Here is a 16,702-nt window from a genome sequence, read left to right as displayed (position 1 = left end):
TAAAAGAGGTTTCCGTCGTCGGCGGGACCCGGCGAGGCCTGCAGATTCCAGTCGTAATGACAAGGCATATGGTTGCGTTGGCAGTGCGTGTTGGTAATGAGTAGCGACGCTTCGGGAGGCCCCTCCATCTCCCGAGAAGACGCGTTGGCGTACGCCAGGGAGTGGTATCACGTCGCTGCGCTCGCGCTCGTCATCGTGTTCATGTTCGCGATACGGGTGCAGGCGTGGCAGAAATTCATCGTCAACGGGAAGGTGTACTTCTCCGGAAACGACCCCTGGTACCACCTCCGGCAGGTGATGTACACGGTACAGCACTACCCGAGCGTCATGCCGTTCGACGTCTGGACGGGCTTCCCGACCGGGAAGACCGTCGGTCAGTTCGGCACGCTCTTCGACCAGATCGTCGCGACGGTCGCGCTCGTCATCGGCCTCGGAAGCCCGTCCGACCACACTATCGCGATGACGCTCCTCTTCGAGCCGGCAGTCGCGGGCGCGCTCACAGCGATTCCCGTCTACTTCCTCGGGAAGCGCCTCGGCGGCCGCCTCGGCGGCGTCGTCTCCGCCGTGGTCCTCGCGCTCCTCCCCGGCCTCTTCCTCGGCCGGAGTCTCGTCGGCGTCGCCGACCACAACGGCACGGAGCCGCTCTTCCAGGCGTTCGCCGTGCTCGCGACGATGGTCGCGCTCACCGCCGCCCAGCGCGACTACCCCGTCTGGGAGCAGGTCGTCGACCGCGATTGGGACGCCCTGCGCAGCGTCGTCGGGTGGAGCGCGCTCGCCGGTGTCGCCACCGGCCTCTACCTCTGGGTGTGGCCGCCGGGCGTCCTCCTCGTCGGCGTCTTCGCCGCGTTCTACACCGTCGCGATGTGCGGCGAGTACGCCCGCGGGAACAGCCCTGACCACGTCGCCTTCGTCGGCGTCATCAGCATGGTCGTCACGTTCGTGATGGCGCTCGTGCCGGTCGGCGAGAGCGGGTTCGCCGCGGCCGCGCCGACCCTCCTCCAGCCCGCGCTCGCGCTCCTCACCGCCGGCGGCGTCGTCTTCCTCGCGTGGTTCGCCCGCGAGTGGGACGAACGCGCTGTCGAACGCGAATACTATCCGGCCGCCGTCGTCGGCATCCTCATCGTCGTCGCCGCTATCTCCGCGGTCCTCCTCCCCGGCGTCTTCGACAAGCTCGTGAACCAGCTCGTGCGGTTCGTCGGGTTCACGACCGGCGCGACGACCCGGACCGTCGGCGAAGCGCAGCCGTTCCTCGGCGGCGCGTCGACCGGCGCGGCAGAGAAGTTCGCCACCATCAGCCAGCAGTACGGCGCGACGTTCTACACGGCGCTCCTCGGCGCGGCCGTCCTCATCTACGAGCCGCTCGTCCGCTCCGAGAAGACCAACGAACTCTACTACGCTATCGTCTCCGTCGTCGCCATCGTCCTCGTCTTCTTCTTCCCTAACCTCATCGTTCCGGGCGTCGCCGGCGCGCTCGGCATCGACGCGACCTTCCTCGGTATCCTCGTCGTCGGCGGCCTCCTCTTCGGGGCCGTCGGCCTCACCGACCGGTCCGCCGCGGCGAAACTCCTACTAGTCTATGGGATGTTCATCGTCTCCGCCGCCTTCACGCAGGTCCGCTTCAACTACTACCTCGTCGTCCCGGTCGCCGTCCTGAACGGCTACCTCGTCTACTGGATCGCCGACCTCCTCTGGAACGGCGAGTTCAACGCGAGCGACATCCGCGGCGACCAAGTCATCGCCGTCGCCGTCGTCCTCCTCGTGCTCGTCGTCCCGCTCGCCGCCCCCGTCTCCGCGTGGACGGCCGACGACCCGCACGTCACGCAGGCCGGCGCGGCCGCCGACTCGAACGGCCCCGGCTCGGTCGTCGGATGGGACTCCATGCTCACGTGGATGAACTCCTCCACGCCCGCGGAGGGGAACTACAACGGCACCGGTAACGCCGACCAGCTCGACTACTACGGCACGTACTCGAAGACCGACGACTACCAGTATCCGGACGGCGCGTACGGCGTGATGTCCTGGTGGGACTACGGCCACTGGATCACGACGAACGGCGAACGCATCCCGGTCGCCAACCCGTTCCAGCAGAACGCCGAAGTCGCCGCGAACTTCCTGCTCGCGCCGAACGAGACGGCCGCGCAGGACGTGCTCAACAACCTCGGTGAGAGCGGCGAGCAGACGAAGTACGTCGCCGTCGACTGGAAGATGGCGACGACACAGGGCCAGAACGGGAAGTTCTTCGCCCCGACCGTCTACACGTCGATGAACGTCTCGCAGTACGACTACTTCCAGAACTTCGCGAAGGTCTCGAGTCAGAACGGCCAGCTCGCCTACGAGCAGAACCTCGGCACCGTCCACACGCAGAAGTACTACGAGAGCCTCATCGTCCGGCTCTACCGGTACCAGGGCTCCGCCGTCCAGCCGAGCCCGGTCGTCGTCGACTGGGACTACACGGCGCGGACGAACGACGGGACGCCCGCCGCTCGCTACTACCAGCAGAACGGGCAGAACGACACGGCGTACAAGCAGTTCAACTCGATGCAGGCCGCGCGGAACTACGTGCAGAACGACTCCGTCGACCAGTTCGGTGAGCCGACGAGCCAGGTCGGCGGCGTCGGCAAATACCCCTCGGAGTTCGTGCCCGCGCTCCAGCACTACCGCATGGTCGGGACGAGCACGGACTACGCGCCCGCCCGCCAGGTCATTCAGGGTGAGCGCTTCTCGAACATCCCGACGTGGGCGAAGCTCTACGAGCGCGTCCCCGGCGCGACCGTCCAGGGACAGGGCCCGGCGAACAGCACGGTCCGCGCGAGCGTCCAGATGGACGCGACGCGCATCGGCCAGAACGCGACGTTCACCTACACGCAGTACGCGCAGACCGACGAGAACGGTGACTTCACGATGACGCTCCCGTACTCGACGACCGGCTACAGCGAGTACGGCCCGGAGAACGGACACACGAACGTCAGCGTCCGCGCGACCGGCTCGTACGAGTTCACGGCCGGCCAGCAGGTCGTCATGAAGAACGGCAGCCTCCAGGTCGTCCCGGCCTACTCCGCGAACGCCAGCGTCTCCGAAGGCCAGGTCATCGGCGAAGACCCGAGCGCGGTCACCGTGACCCTCGAACAGACCGCCAGCCAGCCCCCGACCAACTCGACGTCCGGCACCTCAACGTCAGGTGACACGACGGCGTCGCTCGTCGAACCCGACACGCTCGACGCCGACACCGCCGCACTCGCCTAACCCACGATGCCTGCACGCGACCTCGCCGTCGTGTATCTGAAGGGCGCGTGCATGGGCGCGGCGGACGCGGTTCCGGGCGTCTCCGGCGGCACAATCGCCCTCATCACGGGCATCTACGAGCGCCTCGTGAACGCGGTCGCGTCGCTCGACCCGCGCGACGTTCTCGCGCTCGTCCCGCTTCTCGCGGCCGCCCGCCACGCCGAGCCGCGCGCGGAACTCCGCGCGGAGCTCCTCCGGATGGACGTTCCCTTCCTCACGGTGCTCGCGGTCGGCGTCCTCTCCGCGGTCGTCACCGTCGCGAACGTCGTGACGGCGGCGACGGCGGTCGCGCCCGGCCCGACGTACGCGTTCTTCTTCGGGCTCGTCGCCGCCTCCGTCGTCGTCCTCCGCGCCGACTTCACACTCAGTAGCCCGCGCCTCCTCGGCATCGCCGTCGCCGGATTCGCGCTCGCGTTCCTCGTCAGCGGGCAGGCGTCCGGCGGCACCGGCACGACGAACCTCCTCGTCGTCTTCCTCACCGGCGCGCTCGCCATCTGCGCGATGGTCCTCCCCGGCATCTCCGGCTCCCTCATCCTCCTCACCATCGGCCAGTACCTCGTGATGACGACCGCCGTCCACTCGCTCACCCGCGCGCTCTTCCGCGGCAACCTCGCCGCCGCGACCGACCCCTTCCTCGTCCTCGCCGTCTTCTCCACCGGCGCGCTCATCGGCCTCCTCACCTTCGCGCGCGTCGTCTCCTACGCCTTCGACCACTACCGCACCGCGACGCTCACCTTCCTCATCGCGCTCATGGCCGGGTCGCTTCGCGCGCCCGGCGAACAGGTCCTCGCCGAAACGCCCGCGTGGACGCCCACCGCCGTCGCGGCGCTCCTCGCCGCCGCCGCCGTCGGCGGCGGCCTCGTCGCCGCCCTCGACCACTACACCAACGACCTCGGCTACTGACCCCGCCGCCTCGTTCTCTCCGCACTTTCGACGTCCGCACGTCCGGGGAACTTCGATCCGCCGGCCCGCTCACTGCCCCGTCGCTTTTAGTCGCTCCCCCGCTCCGAACGATCACGCCACCGCTCACGCCTCCCTCTTGCGGTCGCTCGGCGTTCGCGTGTCCGGTGCGTCTCGGCCGCCTTCCGCGGCCTCCGAAGCAGTCTCACGCGTCGCTCCTGTAGTCGCTCGGCGTTCGCGTGTTCGGTGCTTCTCGGCCGCCTTCCGCGGCCTCCGAAGCACCTACACCTAGAAGTCTGGGAGGTCGTCGGGGGCGTCGTAGTCGTCTTCCCAGTCGACGTACTCGTGGAGCTCGTCGGCGATGATGCGGCCGAGCGTGGCGAGTTCGGCGTTGATGGCGGAGACCTGACTCCACGAGTCGAGGTCCGGGTGGAGGCCGCGTTCCTTCCAGTCCTCCGGGATACCGGGGGTGTGGTAGCCGACGCGCTGCGCGAAGGAGTCCCAGAAGAAGTCGAACTCCTGGAAGAGCCCGAGGTCGCGCGCGATCTCGTACTCGGCCTCGTCGAGGTCGGCGTCGGCGGCCCACTCCTCGATGGCGTCCGCCCACGCGCCTTCGGCGAGGAAGTCGTCGAGGTCGTCGCGGTGGGTGTCGGTCGGGTTCACCTCGACGTCGTCGTACTCGCTCACGTCCTGTTCGCGCGCCAGCATCGGCGGGTCCGGGAGGTCGTCCGGGTCGATCATGACCGGAGGTTGGCGGAGGGAGCGGTTAAACCCCGCGTCACCCACGACGCCCGCTCATTCGACGTGGTCGGGCTCCTCGGTGAGCGCGTCCTCGCGGAGCTCCTCGCCCTCGACGCTGTCGACGGTGAGCGGCGGGACCTCGTTCGGCTCGCCGTCGTCGTCGATGGCGACGTAGACGAAGTAGGACTCCGTGGTGAGGCGCTTCTCGCCCGTCCGGGGGTTCTCGGCGTACGCGCGGAGGCGGACGCGGACGCTCGTCGTTCCCGCCTGATAGACGTACGCCTCGATGGCGGCGGTGTCGCCGATGGGGACGGGGCGTTTGAAGTTCACCTCGTTCATGCGCGCGGTGACGACGGGCTGGCCGGCGAAGCGCATCGCGGACATCGCGCCGACCTCGTCCATCCACTTCATCACGTTCCCCCCGTGGCAGGTCCCGTTGATGTTCGCGTGGTTCGGCTGCACCATGAAGCGGTTCTCGATGACGGTGTCCAGAACGTCCATACCCGAGGTAGCTCGTAGGCGGGGAAATACTCACTGTCCTCGGTGGCACAGCCCCGAAGTACATCACGCCGGCGACCGAAGACGGAGTGAATGACGTCGCTCCTGGAGCAGTACGGTATTCACTCGGTCTCGGAACTCCCGCTCGTCACCGACACCGGCCACATCTCCCACGTCAACGCCTTCGACCGCCACCGCGAACACGAGATGCGCGCGGCGGTCTCCCGCATCCTCACCGAACACGGCCTCGCGGACGCCGTCGCCGGCGAGCAGGTGAACTGGCAGCAGGCGATGACGGACGCCGAACGCCTCCCCCGCCATCACCGCTCGAAACTCCGCGAGCTCCGCGACCGCATCGAACGCGACTTCCCGAGTCTCGTCGAGATAACGGTGGACATCGACGGCGACATCGACTACGCCGCCGGCCAGTTCGTCGGCTTCCGCTACGACGGGCGCTCACGGGCCTACTCGCTCTCCTCCTCGCCGAACGACGACGACCTCGCGCTCTGCATCCGGCGGGTGCCCGGCGGCCGCATGACGGACCACTTGCTCTCGAACGCACAGGTCGGAGACGACGTGACGATTCGCGGCCCCCAGGGCCACTTCACGCTCGACGAGGACTCCACGAAGGACCTCGCTTTCCTCGCGACCGGGACGGGCGTCGCCCCGCTCCGCGGGATGATTCGCTACCTCTACCAGGAGGACTTGGCCGAGGACCGCGACGTCTGGCTCTTCTACGGCACCGCGTGGAAGGACGACCTCGCGTACCGCGAGGAGTTCCGGCAACTGGACGAGGAACACCGCGGGTTCCACTTCGTCCCGACGCTCACGCGCGAGCGGACGGTGACGACGTGGCGCGGCGAGACGGACTACGTCCAGCAGACGTTCTGCAAGTACCTCGCCGACGGCGTCGACCCGGCCGGCCTCAACGCCGACCTCCGGAAGTGCCTCCGCGAGGCCCCGAACACCGACGCGCCCGCGACCATCGACCCCGACGAACTCCAGGTCTACGCCTGCGGCATCTCCCTCATGGTCAACACCTTAGAGGACGTCGTGCACGCCGTCGGCGTCCCCGAATCCGACGTCTACTCCGAGGGGTTCGGGTAGTCACTCGACGACTTCCTCGACGGTCACGCGGTAGAGCGTCCCGTTCCGCTCGACGTAACGCGGGTGTTCCGCGGCGAGGGCCTCGAAGCCCGCCGGTTCGTTCTCAGTCGTCCCCTCCCACTCGACGGTTCCGTTCTCGATGGCGCGCCGGAGGACGTCCCGGTCGGCGGGCCCGACGGGGGCGTTTTCGAGCGCGGTGACGTGGTGCTCGCGAACGTACGCCTCCCACGCGGACTCGTTCGACGCGACGGTGTCGAGCGTGTAGGTGACGCGATACCGGACTTGCTCGCTCGTCCGCGACGGGTCGAGTTCGAACTTCCAGAGCGTCCCGTCGTAGCGGACGACGTGCGTGTCGCCGTCCGCGAGCGTCGCGTTCTCGGGGACGGTCCCGTTCCGGAAGTAGTGCCAGTAGCCGATGCCGTGGTAGCCGTCGTAGGGGCCGCTGGAGATGCCGATCGTCGCGGCGACGGCGCGGCGGTCGGCCCGGGAGAGCGCGCTGTCGTTCACCGCGCGTTCGCGGTAGGCGTCGAGTTCGTCGCCCTCGTAGGAGTTCTCCAGTGGTCCGTCGGCGTGCACGAGGTGGGCGGTCACGCTCTCTCGCGTGGTTACGGTGGCGTTCACGCGGGCGTACGTGCCGTTCACGGCGACGAGCTCGCCGTCGAGGCCGAGGTTCACGTCGGGCCCCATCTTCACGCGGGACGCGGACCCGTTCGCGGCCGCGCGGCGGACGAGCCGCGCTTCCTCCGCGCGGTGTCGCGCGAGGTCGTCCGGCGTCCGCGCGACGTCGGCCGCTGCGTCGTCGAGCGATGCGGGTGACGCCCGAACCGTGTACGCGCGGTAGTAGCCGCCGTCGCCCAAGCCGGTGGTGGTCTGTGTACCGTCTGTCGTCGTGGTGGTCTGTGGGTTGGCCGGCGTCGTGGTCGTCGTGGACTGTGTCGTCTGTGGGTCGTCCGGCGTCATCGTCGTCGAGCCGCCCGAACAGCCCGCGAGGACGAGGAGCGCGACGACTGCGAGAGCGCGGAGGGCGCGCGACATACGTCGAACGTCCGATGGGTTCGGGATAGGTTTTGTGTCGGCGCATCCGCCCGCCGACCCCGCGAGCGGGAGGTGGGGTCGCGAGCGCGCGAGCCGACGCCGAGTCAGTGAACGACACACGTAAGGACGCGGCGAGGACTACGAGGAGTAATGAGCGATTCCGCCGCGTCCGAGCGTGGGTCGGTCCGCGTCGTCGGGACGGCACACGTCTCTCACGAGAGCGTGGAGGAAGTCGAACGCGTCATCGAGGAGGAGGAGCCGGACGCCGTCGCGGTCGAACTCGACGAGGGCCGCTACCGGCAGATGAAGGGTGAGACGCCGGACGACATCGACCCGAAGGACCTCCTGCGGGGGAGTATGGCCTTCCAGTTCCTCGCGTACTGGCTGCTCTCCTACGTGCAGACGCGGCTCGGCGAGAAGTTCGACATCCAGCCGGGCGCGGACATGCTCGCGGCGGTCGAGACCGCGGAGGCCCTCGGTATCGAGGTCGCGCTGGTCGACCGGAACATCCAGGTGACGATTCAGCGGTTCTGGACGCGGATGGGGATACTGGAGAAACTCCGGTTGGTCGGCGGGCTCGCGCTCGGCGTGGCGGACGGCTACACCATCGGCGCGGCGCTCGGCGGGTTCGTCGGCGTCTTCGCCGGCATCGCCGCGGAAGCCGTCGCCGGGCCGTTCCTCGTCGTGCCGCCGACGCTCTCCTCGGCGATTCTCACGGCCGCACTCAGCGTGCTCGCGAGCGTCGTCGAAGTCGTCGCCATCGCGCTCGCCGCCGCGCTCGTCGGCGCGGCCGTCCTCGGGACGCTCCTCCGCCTCACCGAACCCGAGGGCACGGACGTCGAGGAGCTCGACATGGCGGAGCTGATGGACCAGGACGTGGTCTCCGTGATGATGGACGAGTTCCGGCGGTTCAGCCCGAACGGCGCTGAAGCCCTCATCGACGAGCGCGACGCCTACCTCGCCCACGGCATTCACGCCCTGCGGATGCAGGGGAAGGACGTCGTCGCCGTCATCGGCGCGGGCCACCGCGAAGGCGTCGAAGCCTACCTCGAAAACCCCGACAGCCTCCCGCCCATGGAGTCTCTTACTGGTCGTGCGGAGAAGCGCTTCAGCCTCTTCAAGGCCGTCGGCGTCCTCATCACCCTCGGCTTCCTCGTCTTCTTCGCCCTCCTCGTCATGGCGGGCGTCTCCAACCTCGTGTTGCTGAAGGTCTTCGCCGCCTGGTTCCTCTTTAACGGTATCTTCGCGGGCGGCCTCGCCTACGCGGCGGGCGCACGCCCCCAGTCCGCGCTCGTCGGCGGCCTCGTCGCGTGGCTCACCAGCCTCAACCCCCTCCTCGCGCCCGGCTGGTTCGCCGGCTACGTCGAACTCCGCTACACGAAGGTCAGCATCTCGGACATCTCCACGCTGAACGCCCTCCTCAGCGACGAGGAGCGCCCCGTCCGCGACCTCTTCGCCGACATGCTCGACGTCCCGCTCTTCAAGCTCATCGCCATCGTCGCCGTCACGAACCTCGGGAGCTTCGTCGCGAGCATCCTCTTCCCCTTCGTCGTCCTCCCCTTCGTCTCCGGGTTCGACTCCGTCGACGCCGTCACCGCCGCGATGCGCGCCGGCATCCAGAACAGCATCGACCTCCTGACGAGCCTCGCATGAACGTCACCCGGACCGAGCTCCGCGACCTCCTCGTCGCCTGGGTGGCGCTCGGCGTCGCCTTCGCCTTCCTCCAGCTCCGCCTCGACCCGACGGAGCTCGTGACCGTGTTCACCGTTCCGGGGTTCTACCGGCTCCTCGCGGTCACGATGCTCACCGCGGGCGTCGGCTTCCTCCTCCACGAACTCGCGCACAAGGTCGTCGCCGTCCACTACGGCCAGTACGCGGAGTTCCGCGCGGACTACGGCATGCTCCTCCTCGCCGTGGCGAGCGGCCTCGCCGGCTTCCTCTTCGCCGCCCCCGGCGCGGTCCACCACCGCGGCCGCCTCACCGACCGCCAGGGCGGCCTCATCGCGCTCGCCGGCCCCGTCACTAACCTCGTCCTCGCCGGGGGCTTCTACGCCCTCTCCCTCGCCGGCGGCGTCGTCGCCGCCGTCGCCGGCTACGGCGTGACGATCAACCTCCTGCTCGCCGGCTTCAACATGCTCCCCTACGGCCCGCTCGACGGCCGGAAAGTCCGCGCGTGGAGCACCGCGGTCTGGGCCGCCACCGCCGTCCCCTGCGTCGGCCTCGCCGTCTACGTCCTCTTCTTCTGAACGCGATTCACGGCGGACGCGGCTAGCGGGTTAGTTCGCCGGGGCGAGCCAGGTGAGCGCGAGGCCGACCGCGGCGAGCGCGGCGGCGTAGCCGAAGGCGGCGACGTAGCCGGAGCCCTCGATGAGGGAGCCGGCGGCGATGGGCGCGGAGAACGCGCCGAAGATGGAGGCGGCACCGAGGAGGCTGAGCGCGGTGCCGGCGATGGTCTCGTCGACGGCCTCCCGGACGTAGCTGTAGAGGATGCCGATGGAGAGCTGGACGGCGAACCCGGCGACGACGAGCGCGGCGAGGAGGACGGTGACGTCGGTGACGAACGCGACGACGGCGACGACGGGGAGCGTGACGAGGAAGGACGTGACGACGATGGGGAGGCGGCGCTGGCCGAGGTAGCGGTCGGAGACGACGCCGCCGGCCGCGCGGGAGACGACGCCCATCGCGGGGAAGACGGCGACGACGACGCCGCCGGCGGCGAGGGAGACGCCGAGGTCCTGGGAGAGGTAGGTGGGGAGCCAGGAGTTGAAGATGAGGAAGAGCGAGTAGGCGGCGAAGCCGAAGGCGCAGCCGTAGCGGACGGCGGGCTCGGAGAGGGCGGCGCGAACATTACGAAACGCGGAGGTCGCGGCGGGGGCGTCGACGGGGTCGGTGCGGCCGTGGGCGAGCGCGAAGAGCGCGAAGCCGCCGAGGGCGGCGACACCGAAGAGCCCAATGGCGACGGGCCAGCCGGCGGCGTCGGCGACGCGCGGGCCGAAGAGCTGGCCGACGGCGAGGCCGGCGGGGGCGCTCGTCGTGAAGAGGCCGAGGGCGGTGCCGGCCCGGCTCGAGTGGAACGTGCGGCCGACGAGGTTCGAGCCGGCGGTCCAGATGCCGCCGATGGCGACGCCGGCGACGACGCGGGAGGCGACGAGGGAGCCGAAGGCCCCGTCGACGCCGGCGTAATAGCCCCAGACGCCGGCGACGGCGACGACGAGCGTGCCGACCGCGCACACGGTGTAGTCGCCGTAGCGGTCGATGCCGACGCCGACGCCGAGGTTGGTGAGCGACCAGGAGAGGAAGGCACCGCTAATAACCCAGGCGGCGGTGGCGTGGTCGACGCCGGTGTCGGCCATGATGAGCGGGAGGACGCTCGACGGGACGATGAGGTAGGCGTTGACGACGAAGGAGAGCACCCAGATGCCGGCGAGCGTGAGCCAGGGGTCGAGGCCGGCGTCCTCGCGCGCGCTCATCAGCGAGCGGTCCAGCCGCCGTCGGCGGCGAGACACTCACCCGTGAGGTAGCTCGCCGCGTCGCTCGCGAGGAAGACCGCCGGCCCCGCGATTTCCTCCGGCTCCGCGAACCGGTCGAGGGGCGTGCGTCGCTCGATGGACGCCCGCAGCTCCTCGTTCTCCTGGAGGTCCGCGGTGAGGTCGGTGGCGACGTAGCCGGGCGCGAGCGCGTTCACGCGGACGTCGGGGGCCCAGTCGAGCGCCATCGACTTCGTGATGCCGACGAGCCCGTGCTTCGAGGCGACGTAGGGGTGCTGGCGCGGGAGGCCGACGAGGCCGCCGACGCTCGCGACGTTCACGACGCTCCCGCCGCGCTCGCGCAGTGAGGACGCGGCCGCCTGCGTGCAGCGGAAGGCCGCGCGGAGGTTCACGTCCGTCACTTGATCGTAGGCGTCCATCTCGACCCGTTCGGGCGTGCCGAGCGCGCCCTCGGCGTTGATGCCGGCGTTGTTCACGAGGACGTCGACGCCGCCGAACTCGGCTTCGACGCGCGCGAAGGCGTCGTCCACGGCGTCGTCGTCGGTCACGTCGAGCGGCGCGACGAGCGAGTCCGCGCCGCGCTCGCGGACGGCGTCGGCGGCCGCTTCCACGTCCGTCTCGGTCCGCGAGGTCGGGACGACGGCCGCCGCGTTCGCGTCCGCGAACCCCTCGCTTATCGCGCGGCCGATGCCGCGCGTCCCGCCCGTCACCACTACCACTGCGCCGTCGAGGTCGAACGAATCGAGCGTCACACTCTCTCTCCCGTCGCCGCGGGCAAAGGCGTTCGCCCATCCGAACCCAACGACCCTGCACATATCGAAGACGTTTAGAGAGTGAGATACGCACAGTCGTGTATGTCTGAGGACGACGAGTCGCTGACGTACGCCGACGCGGGCGTCGACATCGAGGCGAGCGAGGCCGCGACCGCCGCGCTCGTCGGCGCGACGAAGGGACTCGACGACGACACCGCCTACGCCGGCCTGCTCGACGTCGGCGACCGCTACCTCGCCCTCGCCACCGACGGCGTCGGCACGAAACTCCTCGTCGCCGACGCCGTGGGGGAGTACAGTACAGTGGGAATCGACTGCATGGCGATGAACGTCAACGACCTCGTCGCCGCCGGCGTCGACCCGGTCGCGTTCGTCGACTACCTCGCCATCGACGACCCCGACGAGGCCGTGATGGCGCAGATCGGCGACGGCCTCGCCGCCGCCGCCGAGGAAGCCGGCGTCGTGCTCGTCGGCGGCGAAACGGCGGTGATGCCCGAAGTCGTCAAAGGGTTCGACCTCGCCGGCACCGTCGCCGGCCTCGCCGCGAAAGGCGACGTCTTCGAGAACGACGCGGAACCCGGCGACGTCCTCGTCGGTTTCCCCTCTTCGGGGGTTCACTCGAACGGCCTCACGCTCGCCCGGAAGGCCGCCACGCGCGACGGCGACTACGACGACCCGTACCCCTACGACGGCTACGAGACCGTGGGCGAGGCGCTCCTCGAACCGACGCGCATCTACACCTATCTCCTCGACCCGCTCCGCGAGGCCGGCGCGAACGCGGCCGCGCACGTCACCGGCGGCGGCTGGACGAACCTCTCCCGGATGGGCGACCACCGCTATTCAGTGACGGACCCGCTCCCCGCGCAGGACGTCTTCGCGTTCGTCCAGGAGCGGGGGAACGTCTCCGACGAGGAGATGCACCGGACGTTCAACATGGGGACGGGCTTCGTCGCGGCGATTCCGGACGCGGACGCCGCCGAGGCGCTCTGCGACGCCACCGACGGACAGGTCATCGGCGCGGTCGAGGCGGGCTCGGACGTCGCGGTGCGCGGGCTGACGCTCGACTAAGCGGTGAGCGCGTCCCGGATGCGTTCGCGGTAGATCCACGCGCCGAGCGCGACGGCGGCGAGCGCGGCGAGCACGACGAGCGCGGTGTCGTAGCGGCCGTGTGCGGCGTTCGACCCGGCGTACGCCGCGGCGAAGAAGCCGGGCGTTCGGCCGAGCGCGGCGACGGCGGTCATCTTCTTCACGTCGAGGTCGGTGAGGCCGGCGACGAAACAGACGACGTCGTCGGGGAGGCCGGGAATGAGGAAGACGCAGAAGAGCGCGAGGAGGCCGTGGTCGTGTGAGAAGGCGTCGAGCCAGCCGAGGGCGTCGTCGTGGAGGACGCGTTCGACGTACGGGCGGCCGAAGCGCCGGGCGAGCGAGAACGCGACGTAGCTTCCGATGGTCGCGCCCGTGACGCCGTAGACGGTGCCCCAGACGGGGCCGAAGAGGTAGCCGGCGACGAAGGCGAGCACCTGCCCGGGGATGGGCGCGGCGACGACCTGCACGGCCTGCAGGAGGACGAACGCGAGCGGGGCGAGCACGCCGAAGCCGCGGACGAATCGCTCGACGGCGGCGGGCGTCGCGAGCACGTCGACGCGAGTCACGAGAAACGCGAGGAGGAGGCCGGTGGCGGCGAGCGCGAGCGCGGCGACGAGCGCGCTCCGCTTGGTGTCGTGCGTGCGGAACAGCCGGCGGGGGCGAGGCATTTAGGAGACGCGCGCGGCGACGTCGGCCTGCGTGATGATGCCGACCGTTTCGCCGTCCTCGGTGACCATGACGGCCTTGTAGTGGTCGAGGAGGCTCGACACCTCTTCGAGCGTCGCGTCGGGGGAGACGGTCGGGAAGGACTCGCTCATGACGTCGCGGACGGCGAGGCTGCCGGCGTCGTCGCCGGCGTGGACGACGTCGCTCTCCGAGATGGAGCCGACGGGGACGCCGTTCGTGAGGACGGGGAGCTGGCTGAAGCCGGCGTCCTGCATGCGGTCGACGGCGTCGCGGACGGCGTCGTCGGGGGAGACGGTGACGAGGTCCTCGTGCATGAGGCTGCGGGCGCGCACGACGTCGCCTTCGGCTTCGTCGAGCGCTTCGACGATGCGGCGGAGCGTGGAGAGTCGCGGGTCGACGTCGCCGCCCTCGATGCGGGCGATGAGGGGCTGTGAGACGTCGGCGCGGTCGGCGAGTTCGGCCTGCGTCAGGCCGAGTTCGGTCCGGCGCTCCCGGAGGTCCTGCGGCGTCGGGAGGTACATACCCGCTCATAACCACAGGTAATGAATAAAGCTTTGGCTCCGCGGTCGTCCGCCCGGCCGCCGGATTTTTTGCGGCTTCGTGGGAACCCCCAGCTATGACCGACTACCACATCCCGAAGGGCGTCGACTTCGATACCCTCCGAGAGATCATCGCCGGGTGGGCCGAGGCGGGAGCCGCGACGGAGCCGAAGTACACGTCGGACGTCGAGTCGGTCACGGGGATCCGCGACGCCGTCGGCCGGCAGAGCCGCTTCCTCGAATCGCTCGGCGTGCTCGAACGCCACGACCGGGAGCACGAACTCACGCAGGACGGACGAGAGCTCGCTGGCGCGCTCCTCGAAGGGAACGACGACCGCGCTCGCGAGCACGCCCGCGCCCTCCTCGCCGACTGGCCGCTCACCGAGGAGGTGCGCGACGCCGTCGCCGACGCGGACGGCGGCGTCCCGGAAGTCGACCTCGTCGAGACGACCGCGGACCTCGCCGGGAAGGACCTCGAAACCACCCGCGTCGAACCCGGCATCGAGACGCTCCTCGACCTCTACGAGTGGACGGGGCTCCTCGACCGGGACGCCGACGACAGATACCGCCTCCCCGCCGACGAGAGCGACGAGGCCGGGTCGGCGGACGGCACCATCGAGGCGGTCGAGCGAGCGGGTGAAACCGCACGCGAAGCGGTCGACGCCGCAGCGACCGCGCGAGAGGCGGTCGAAGATACAGGTGAAGAGACGTCGGCCGGCGAGCCGGTCGAGGCAGCGGAGACGCTCGAAGAGACGATCGAGGACGTCGCGGAGCAGACAGTCGCAGAAACCGCCGAATCGACGGCCGAAGCGGCCGCGCGAAACGTCGCCGAGACCACAGCGCGGGAGACCGCACGAGAGGCGGCTCGCGAGGCCGCCGAGGAGGCCGCGGCGAAGACCGCGCGGAACGTCGCCGCCGAAACCGCGGCGGAGCGGGCGGAGTCGGCCGCCGAGGACGTCGTCGGGGACGCCGCGGACGAGCTCGACGAGGCCGCCGAAACCGCCGTCGACGCGGCCGAAACCGCCCGGTCGGTGGCCGAGGAAGTGGAGACCGAGGCCATCGAGGAGACCGCGAGAGCCACCGCCGAGGAGACGGCGGCGTCAGTCGCGCGGGAGGTCGCGGCGCGGACGGCGCGCGAGACCGCGAGAACGGTGGCGGAAGAGGCGGCGGCGGAGGCCGCCGAACAGACCGCCGCGCGAGTCGCCCGAGACACCGCGCGCGACGCCGCACGTGAGGCCGCGGAGGACGTCGCGGCGTCAGCCGCCGAAGCGACTGCAGCGGAGACGGCCACCGAGACAGCCGAAACACTGGTGAGCGAAGCGACCGCGGACGTCGAGCGCGCCGCCGAGGCCGCCGCGGACGCCGCCGACGCGGCCCGCGAGGTCGCCGCCGCACGCGAGAGCAGCGAACCGGCGACGAGCACGGACGCGGAGTCGGCCGAGGACGCGGCCGCGGGCACCGGTGACGCCGCGGAGGAACTCGAGTCGGCTATCGAGTCGGTCGGGACCGAACCCGCAGAGGCGGTCGAGTCGGCTGTCGAGCCGAGCGGGACCGAACCCGCAGGGGGCGAATCCACCGAGCCGGTCGAAGCCGGCGGTGAGGAGGTCGAAGATGCGGTCGAGACAGCGGCGCGCGACCTCTTCGAGGACGCGGTCGAAATCTCGCTCGGTGACTCCGGCGTCGAGCTCTCGGTCGACGAAGAGTCCGGCGTCGAGATTCACATCGACGACGACGTCGACCTCCGAGACATCGACCTGCCGGACGACCTCCAACTCGGCAGCGACTCGCCGCTGGGAGTCGACATCGACCACGAGAACCTCGAAACCGACGGCGGAACGGTCGACGACGACAGCGCGGTCGAACTCGTCGAAGACGACGACACGGTCCGCATCGACATCGACGCCGGTCCCGGCATCACCATCTCCGTCGGCAACGACGACGCAGCCGGGAACGAGGGCGGACGGGGACCCGAGAGCGCGGAAGAAGCGGGCAGTGACGACGAAGCGGCCGCCGACGAGGAAAGCGTGGGAGAGGCGGCCGACGAATCGAATACGGGAGGCGAAGCCGGCGAAGACGGCGAGAGCGCCGCCGAAGACGCTGACGAAGCGGGGGGCGAGGACGGTGACGAGGACGCCGCCGAAGAGGCCGGCGAAGCGGGCGATGAAGACGGTGGAGCGGAGGGAGCTGCGGACGCCGACGGAGCAGGCGGCGAGGAGAACGGGGAGGAAGTCACCGAAGGTTCCGGCGAAGCCGAGGGTGAGGAGAGCAGTGAAGACGTCGCCGAGGCGGGTGTGGAGGGAGTTGGCGCGGATGCCGAGGGCGTGATTTCGGATATCGCGGACGCAGCGGAGGAGGCGCGGGAGGCGGCGGCGGAGGCGAAGGCTGCGGCGGAGCGGGCGGAGTCGGCGGCCGAGCAGGCGGCGTCGGGCGGTGGCCCGGCGGTGTCGGCCGGTGAGCCGGCAGCGTCGCAGCCACACGCGATTTCGCTGGACCTCGACGTCGACTCGGAGGACTTAGAGGCAATCGTTCGCGGGCTACGGGAGGGACTGACGGCGGAGGACGAGTGAGA

Annotated in this window: 14 protein-coding genes; 7 read left to right on the top strand and 7 right to left on the bottom strand. The window is 70.1% G+C overall.

What is annotated here, in order from left to right; translation table 11 throughout:
* Positions 1–96 precede the first annotated feature (96 nt).
* Together IEY26_RS08585 and IEY26_RS08580 are read left to right on the top strand one after the other, a co-directional pair.
* Positions 97–3,243 (top strand): oligosaccharyl transferase, archaeosortase A system-associated, encoded by a 3,147-nt coding sequence (locus tag IEY26_RS08585; RefSeq protein WP_188977942.1) that lies wholly within the window; start codon positions 97–99, stop codon positions 3,241–3,243.
* A gap of 6 nt (positions 3,244–3,249) precedes the next feature.
* The gene (locus IEY26_RS08580) at positions 3,250–4,185 is read left to right on the top strand and encodes a DUF368 domain-containing protein (protein WP_188977940.1); all 936 of its coding nucleotides are present in this window, start codon (positions 3,250–3,252) and stop codon (positions 4,183–4,185) included.
* Positions 4,186–4,470: 285 nt separating this feature from the next.
* Here IEY26_RS08580 and IEY26_RS08575 read toward each other — a convergent pair whose 3' ends face one another.
* Both IEY26_RS08575 and IEY26_RS08570 read right to left on the bottom strand, forming a co-directional pair.
* Positions 4,471–4,923 (bottom strand): hypothetical protein, encoded by a 453-nt coding sequence (locus tag IEY26_RS08575; protein ID WP_188977938.1) that lies wholly within the window; start codon positions 4,921–4,923, stop codon positions 4,471–4,473.
* 54 nt (positions 4,924–4,977) lie between these two features.
* A complete protein-coding gene (locus tag IEY26_RS08570; RefSeq protein ID WP_188977937.1) occupies positions 4,978–5,424 on the bottom strand; it encodes an acyl-CoA thioesterase in 447 nt (148 codons plus the stop codon).
* A 90-nt stretch (positions 5,425–5,514) separates the two neighbouring features.
* On the opposite strand from IEY26_RS08570, the gene IEY26_RS08565 reads away from it, so the two are divergent.
* Positions 5,515–6,528, top strand: a complete 1,014-nt coding sequence (locus IEY26_RS08565; RefSeq protein ID WP_188977935.1) for a ferredoxin--NADP reductase — start codon at positions 5,515–5,517, stop codon at positions 6,526–6,528.
* Here the strand turns inward: IEY26_RS08565 and IEY26_RS08560 are convergent, their stop codons facing one another.
* Positions 6,529–7,563: a hypothetical protein gene (locus IEY26_RS08560; protein WP_188977933.1), complete on the bottom strand. Its 1,035-nt coding sequence runs from the start codon at positions 7,561–7,563 to the stop codon at positions 6,529–6,531.
* Positions 7,564–7,713: 150 nt separating this feature from the next.
* Between IEY26_RS08560 and IEY26_RS08555 the strand changes: the two genes are divergently transcribed.
* Both IEY26_RS08555 and IEY26_RS08550 read left to right on the top strand, forming a co-directional pair.
* Positions 7,714–9,216 (top strand): TraB/GumN family protein, encoded by a 1,503-nt coding sequence (locus IEY26_RS08555; RefSeq protein ID WP_188977931.1) that lies wholly within the window; start codon positions 7,714–7,716, stop codon positions 9,214–9,216.
* Positions 9,213–9,809 (top strand): zinc metalloprotease, encoded by a 597-nt coding sequence (locus IEY26_RS08550; RefSeq protein ID WP_188977929.1) that lies wholly within the window; start codon positions 9,213–9,215, stop codon positions 9,807–9,809. Before IEY26_RS08555 ends, IEY26_RS08550 begins: the two co-directional genes overlap by 4 nt.
* A gap of 30 nt (positions 9,810–9,839) precedes the next feature.
* Here IEY26_RS08550 and IEY26_RS08545 read toward each other — a convergent pair whose 3' ends face one another.
* Positions 9,840–11,033 carry an MFS transporter gene (locus IEY26_RS08545; RefSeq protein WP_188977927.1) on the bottom strand — a complete coding sequence of 398 codons (1,194 nt, stop codon included), beginning with the start codon at positions 11,031–11,033 and terminating at the stop codon, positions 9,840–9,842.
* Positions 11,033–11,803 (bottom strand): SDR family NAD(P)-dependent oxidoreductase, encoded by a 771-nt coding sequence (locus tag IEY26_RS08540; protein ID WP_229773989.1) that lies wholly within the window; start codon positions 11,801–11,803, stop codon positions 11,033–11,035. The genes IEY26_RS08545 and IEY26_RS08540 overlap by 1 nt, the downstream gene beginning before the upstream one ends.
* A 102-nt stretch (positions 11,804–11,905) precedes the next feature.
* Between IEY26_RS08540 and purM the strand changes: the two genes are divergently transcribed.
* Positions 11,906–12,889, top strand: coding sequence for a phosphoribosylformylglycinamidine cyclo-ligase (purM, locus tag IEY26_RS08535; protein WP_188977923.1), 984 nt, complete (start codon positions 11,906–11,908; stop codon positions 12,887–12,889).
* Here the strand turns inward: purM and IEY26_RS08530 are convergent.
* Positions 12,886–13,575, bottom strand: coding sequence for a TVP38/TMEM64 family protein (locus IEY26_RS08530; RefSeq protein WP_188977921.1), 690 nt, complete (start codon positions 13,573–13,575; stop codon positions 12,886–12,888). The genes purM and IEY26_RS08530 overlap by 4 nt on opposite strands.
* Positions 13,576–14,115 (bottom strand): CBS domain-containing protein, encoded by a 540-nt coding sequence (locus IEY26_RS08525; protein WP_188977919.1) that lies wholly within the window; start codon positions 14,113–14,115, stop codon positions 13,576–13,578.
* Between the two features lie 95 nt (positions 14,116–14,210).
* On the opposite strand from IEY26_RS08525, the gene IEY26_RS08520 reads away from it, so the two are divergent.
* Entirely contained in the window at positions 14,211–16,700 is a 2,490-nt protein-coding gene (locus tag IEY26_RS08520) for a hypothetical protein (RefSeq protein ID WP_188977909.1), read from the top strand.
* Positions 16,701–16,702 lie beyond the last annotated feature (2 nt).

Source organism: Halocalculus aciditolerans (assembly GCF_014647475.1).
GTDB classification, from domain to species: Archaea; Halobacteriota; Halobacteria; order Halobacteriales; family Halobacteriaceae; genus Halocalculus; species Halocalculus aciditolerans.
This window is presented reverse-complemented; position numbering and strand designations above follow the sequence as displayed.